We start from the raw sequence: 5681 nt of genomic DNA on the forward strand, positions 1-5681 counted from the left end.
GATGTTAAAATTCAAGTAAAAATGCCTTGACAATACCGCCTAGAACATTTTCCAAACAACTCACGTTCGATACCCGTAACTTTGCCACAAAGGTACAAATACCCCACTACCTTCCCTAGACCAGAAATCCATGACCCGCCTCAGCGTCAACATCAATAAAATAGCTACCCTTCGCAACTCACGCGGGGGCGATAACCCCAATGTCGTCAAAGTCGCGCTTGACTGCGAGCGGTTCGGAGCCGAGGGCATCACGGTACATCCGCGTCCCGACGAACGTCACATCCGCTACCAGGATGTTTATGATTTGAAAAAAGTCGTCACTACCGAATTCAACATTGAGGGTAACCCCTCCGAGCAAAAATTTGTAGATATAGTCTTGGCTAACAAACCCGAGCAGGTCACCCTGGTACCCGACGCTCTTGGGGCCATTACCTCCAATGCGGGCTGGGACACGGTCAAAAACAAAGATCGTCTGACCGATCTTATCGCCGAATTCAAAGCCGCCGATATCCGCGTGTCCGTCTTCGTAGACGCTGACGTGCGAATGGTAGAAGGCGCCAAAGCCTGCGGCGCTGACCGCGTGGAACTCTACACCGAACCTTACGCCGAGCACTATTTTGAAGACCGAGAAAAAGCCGTCGCACCTTTCGTGAAAGCCGCCGAAGCCGCCCGCAAAGCGGGTTTGGGCTTAAACGCAGGCCACGACCTGAGCCTGGACAACCTGCGATTTTTACAAAAAAATATTCCCTGGCTTGACGAAGTCTCTATTGGCCATGCTCTTATTTCAGACGCCTTGTACTTTGGTCTGGAAAACACAATTCAAATGTACTTGCGGGAATTAGCTTGATAGCGTGGGGGAAGTGGAGGAAGCCTATGGCTTTAAAAAACCATCGAAGGCAGAAGCCCGCCCCATAACATCACTCCCTCATGGCACCTTACAAATCAAAAAATGCCAACCCCACTAACATCAAATGTTTTTTTGCAAAAAGCTCAGACGCTACCCGTCGTCGACGTACGTTCACCGGGAGAATTTTTGCAGGGACATATTCCAGGGGCGGTGAACATCCCTTTATTTAGCAATGACGAACGGGCGCAGGTAGGAACTACCTACAAGCAGGTGAGTCAGGAAGAGGCATTGTTGCAGGGGTTAGAACTAGTTGGGCCGAAAATGGCAGACTTTGTACGGGCATCGAAAATACTAGCCCCTAAGAAAGAAATTTTGGTTCACTGCTGGCGTGGCGGAATGCGTAGCGGCTCGTTCGGCTGGCTGTTGGAAACTGCCGGGATGAAAGTGAGTACGCTGGTGGGCGGCTACAAGGCCTTTCGGAAAGAAGCACTTACCGGATTCGAAACACCCCGGCAGGTGGTAGTTTTAGGAGGAAAAACGGGCAGCGGCAAAACGGAAATTCTGCACCAACTACGTGAGCTAGGCGAGCAAGTGATTGATTTGGAAGGCCTGGCGCACCACAAAGGTTCGTCTTACGGGGCAATCGGCCAACTACCCCAGCCCAGCACCGAGCATTTCGAGAACCGCGTCTTCGCCCAATGGCGACAACTTGACCCAAGCCGCCGCGTATGGATCGAGGACGAAAGCCGCACCGTGGGCCGCTGCCTGATTCCCGAGAAGATATGGGAGCAAATGCAAAATGCGCCACTGATATTGGTCGACATGGAGAAATCGGTGAGAATAGAAAGACTGGTTCGAGAATACGCCTGCTTTGACATTAACCTCCTCTATGAAGCCACCGACCGCATCCAAAAACGCCTCGGCGGCCAACACCACAAAGCCGCCATTGCAGCCCTCGACCAAAAAGATTTCGCTACCGTTGCCGACCTCACGCTTACCTATTACGACAAAGCCTACCAACACGGCGTCGGCCAGCGAAAAGTGATTCACGTAGAAGAAACTTCAGAGGACAATCCGGGGAAGATGGCGGAGCGATTGGTTTTGGGGTTAACTGTCAACCACTAACCTGTTAACCCCAAGTCTTATCCCTCCTTTCGGTCGCAACGTCACCATCGGTTCTGGCTCCACCAATTGATCCGGCGTAAGCAACGCTACGTCGAAATCCCGCAGCAAAGTCGCCAGTGCGAGTTGCATTTCCATCAGTGCGAAATTATTGCCGATGCACAACCTCGGTCCGCCACCGAAGGGTAGATAAGCGTAAGTCGGGCGGTTCTTGGAATTTTCTTCCGAAAAGCGATCGGGATTGAACACCTCCGGTGCGTCCCAGTACTCGGGGCGGCGGTGCAGGGTATAGGGACTTATCAGCATATACGAATCCGCCGGAAAGGCGTACGGCCCGATTTGATCTTCCTCCAGTGATCGCCTACTAACTACCCAAGCAGGCGGGTACAGCCGCAATACTTCCTGCACCACTTGCATCGTATAGCGCAGTTCGCGGGCTTTCTCGAAAGTTGAGGTTGCTGGTTTGGCAAAAACCGCCTCGCTCTCTTCCCTGCTTTTCTGCGCTATTTCCGGATGCTTCGCCAGCAAGTAAAAGGCCCACGACAGCGCGTTAGCTGTTGTTTCATGTCCCGCCATAAAAATCGTCGTCACCTCGTCACGGAGTTGACCGTCCGACATGGTTTCGCCCGTTTCTTCGTCTTCGGTGCGCATCAGCATATCCAGCAGGTCGTCGTAACGAGCTTCCGGGTTGCGCTTAATTTCAGCGCGGCGGCCATTGATGATTCCGTAGATCACTTCTTCTACTTTATCGACCGCTGCCAAAAACTTTTTGTTACGCGGTGTGGGATATTTGAGCGGCAGCCGAATGAAGCTTTTTAGCGTTTGATCCGCAAAGTGCATAATGCCGTCAAGTGCCTCGGAAATACCCGAAATCCGGTCGCCAACATCGGTGCTGAACAGGGCTTTGGTCACGATGTTGAGCGTGAGCCGCATCATGTCCTTACTAATGTCGCGCGGCTGTGTGACATCGTGTGCTTTCCAGTCTTCGACCAGCGATTCCGTTTCCTGCACCATCATATCAGCCATCAGCGCCAGGCGCTGCTTGTAAAAAGCGGGCTGAGCCAACTTGCGTTGCCGCCGCCAGAAATCTTCTTCACTAGTCAGCAGGCCATTACCCAGGAAAGTCGCCAGGATTTTATATGCTTCGCTTTTATGGTAGTTGCGGTTGTTTTCCTGCAAAACGTATTTCACATCTTCGGCAGTTTGCAAGATATTCAGCTCACGGCCCAGCACGCTCACTACCGAAAGCCGCTCGTGCTGCTCCTGCAAGCGTAGCATAAAGCCCAGCGGATCGCTGATAAAGGGATATGTACTACCCACTAGTGGCCAGCCGCGATGGCGGGGGACGTCTTTTGAAGTCGGAGTTGGCGTTGTCATAAGATGCTAAATTGTGTGGTTTGTTTTATATTTGAAAATTAAAAAAACGAATCACATTCGTATCGTTTTTAAGGTGTCCCTTTATTTCAGGCAATTTTAACTAAATCAATCCACTATGATCTCCCGTATTACCATTGATCCTGTTGTGTGCCACGGTAAGCCCACCATCCGGGGTTCACGGTTGCTGGTAACGACCATTCTGGAACTGCTTGCGGGCGGGGCTTCCTGGTCGGAGTTGAGAGAAGAATATCCTAAACTAGAAGACGATGATATACGCGCCTGCCTTGACTATGCCGTACAGTTGGCGCAATTTAAGTCTATTCCTGTGGCGGCATGAAGTTTCTTGTCGATGAACAATTGCTAAACATTCTTGCCGACTGGCTACAGGAAAAGGACACGACGTAGTCCACGTTTCTGCCTTGCTCACAAACACAAGAATTCCAGATGGGTACATTTGCGAGCGAAGCATGGCCGAATCGCGTGTGGTGATTTCGAAAGACAGCGACTTCTTCAACACCTACCTTTTCAAGAAGCAACCCTACAAATTGCTTTACATCACAACTGGCAATTTACGCAATAGGCCTCTACTTGACTTATTCCGATCATCACTTACCCAATTGCTCGGCACATTGGAAAACGCCAATGTAGTTGAGTTGAACCAAACCACCATCAGAGTCTGGTTTTAATAATTTTTAATTTAAGTATCGAAACGCTCGATCGTCAACCAAATAATATGTCCAAAAAAATCTCCTCCGCCCTCATTTCCGTCTATTCCAAAGAAGGTCTCGAACCGCTCGTGCGGCTTTTGCATAAAAACGAGGTGAAGCTCTACTCCACGGGTGGTACTCAAACCTTTATCGAAAATCTGAATATTCCGGTGACAGCGGTGGAAAGCCTGACGGGCTACCCGTCTATTTTTGGTGGTCGCGTCAAGACGCTGCATCCGGTTGTGTTCGGCGGTATCCTCTACCGCCGTGAAGATGAAGGCGATAAGGCACAGGCGGCGGAATATGATATCCCGGCTCTGGACATGGTCGTGGTCGACCTATATCCTTTCGAGGATACCGTGGCTTCGGGCGCTAAGCCCGCCGAGATCATTGAGAAAATAGACATCGGTGGCATTGCGCTCATTCGGGCGACGGCTAAGAATTTCAAGGATACGCTCATCGTTTCGTCGCGCGAACAGTACACCGATACCCTGAATATACTTACCCAGAAAGAAGGCAAAACCGACCTCGCCGATCGTCGTCGGTACGCAGCGGCAGCATTTGGCGTCTCGTCGCACTACGATACGGCCATTAATCGCTGGTTCCTAAAAGGCGAGGCCGACGAGAGCGATAGCGTCCGCGATTTTGAAAAACTACCTTCCCAAACCCTCCGCTACGGCGAAAACCCGCACCAAGTCGCCACGTTCTACGGCGATTTGGACGCCATGTTCGTCAAACTCCACGGCAAAGAACTTTCTTACAACAACCTAGTGGACGTAGACGCCTGTGTAGGTCTGATCGACGAATTCCAGGACGCCGGACCAACTTTCGCCATTATCAAACATACCAATGCCTGCGGCATCGCTACCGCCGACACGGCCCGCCAAGCCTACGTCAACGCGCTTTCCTGCGACCCGGTTTCGGCCTTCGGCGGTGTGATTATTACCAACACCAACGTGGACGCGGCCACTGCTGAGGAGTTAAACAAACTTTTTATGGAAATCCTGATCGCACCCGCCTATTCGGAAGACGCGCTCAAAATCCTGCAATCGAAGAAAAACCGCATATTGCTGAAGCGCAAGCCACTCCAACTATCCGGCGAAATGTTCAAGACGGTACTCAACGGCGTACTGCAACAGGATAAGGACAACGTCACCGAAACTACCTCCGATATGACGACCGTCACCGAAAAAGAACCGACGGAAGCCGAACTGATTGCGCTGGAATTTGCGACGAAAGTCTGCAAACACACCAAGTCCAATACCATTGTGCTCGCCAAAGAAAACCAACTCCTCGCCAGTGGTACGGGCCAAACCTCCCGTGTAGACGCCCTGCGCCAGGCCATCGACAAGGCCAAAAACTTCGGCTTCGACCTGCAAGGCGCGGTCATGGCTTCCGACGCCTTTTTCCCTTTCCCCGACTGCGTCGAAATCGCTAAGGAAGCGGGCATCACGGCCGTCGTGCAGCCCGGCGGTTCCATTCGCGACAAGGATTCCATCGCTTATTGCGACGCTAATGGGGTAGCGATGGTAACGACGGGGGTGCGGCATTTTAAGCACTGAGTTTTTGGAGGTACAAACGGGCAAAGTAAGTGGTGCGGAAGATTAGCTAGTGAAACCTGCCCAAGA

Annotated in this window: 6 protein-coding genes; 5 read left to right on the top strand and 1 reads right to left on the bottom strand. The window is 51.6% G+C overall.

The genetic code is table 11. The features are described from left to right. The first annotated feature begins 130 nt into the window (after positions 1-130). Positions 131-847, top strand: coding sequence for a pyridoxine 5'-phosphate synthase (locus ACEW8P_RS24470; protein ID WP_373515686.1), 717 nt, complete (start codon positions 131-133; stop codon positions 845-847). Between the two features lie 132 nt (positions 848-979). Then, positions 980-1972 (top strand): tRNA 2-selenouridine(34) synthase MnmH, encoded by a 993-nt coding sequence (gene mnmH, locus ACEW8P_RS24475; RefSeq protein WP_373515687.1) that lies wholly within the window; start codon positions 980-982, stop codon positions 1970-1972. Here mnmH and ACEW8P_RS24480 read toward each other — a convergent pair. Further along, on the bottom strand, positions 1955-3346 hold the full coding sequence (locus tag ACEW8P_RS24480) for a cytochrome P450 (RefSeq protein ID WP_373515688.1): 1392 nt from the start codon (positions 3344-3346) through the stop codon (positions 1955-1957). The genes mnmH and ACEW8P_RS24480 overlap by 18 nt on opposite strands. A gap of 115 nt (positions 3347-3461) precedes the next feature. Between ACEW8P_RS24480 and ACEW8P_RS24485 the strand changes: the two genes are divergently transcribed. From ACEW8P_RS24485 to purH, 3 genes are read left to right on the top strand one after another with little or no spacing between them, the layout of a single operon-like run. After that, positions 3462-3683, top strand: a complete 222-nt coding sequence (locus ACEW8P_RS24485) for a DUF433 domain-containing protein (protein ID WP_373515689.1) — start codon at positions 3462-3464, stop codon at positions 3681-3683. Positions 3684-3723: 40 nt separating this feature from the next. Beyond that, positions 3724-4032: a DUF5615 family PIN-like protein gene (locus ACEW8P_RS24490; RefSeq protein ID WP_373515691.1), complete on the top strand. Its 309-nt coding sequence runs from the start codon at positions 3724-3726 to the stop codon at positions 4030-4032. Positions 4033-4079: 47 nt separating this feature from the next. After that, on the top strand, positions 4080-5615 hold the full coding sequence (purH, locus tag ACEW8P_RS24495; RefSeq protein WP_373515690.1) for a bifunctional phosphoribosylaminoimidazolecarboxamide formyltransferase/IMP cyclohydrolase: 1536 nt from the start codon (positions 4080-4082) through the stop codon (positions 5613-5615). The last annotated feature ends 66 nt before the right edge of the window (positions 5616-5681 follow it).

The sequence above is a fragment of the Persicitalea sp. genome (assembly GCF_041751555.1).
Lineage (GTDB): Bacteria > Bacteroidota > Bacteroidia > Cytophagales > Spirosomataceae > Persicitalea.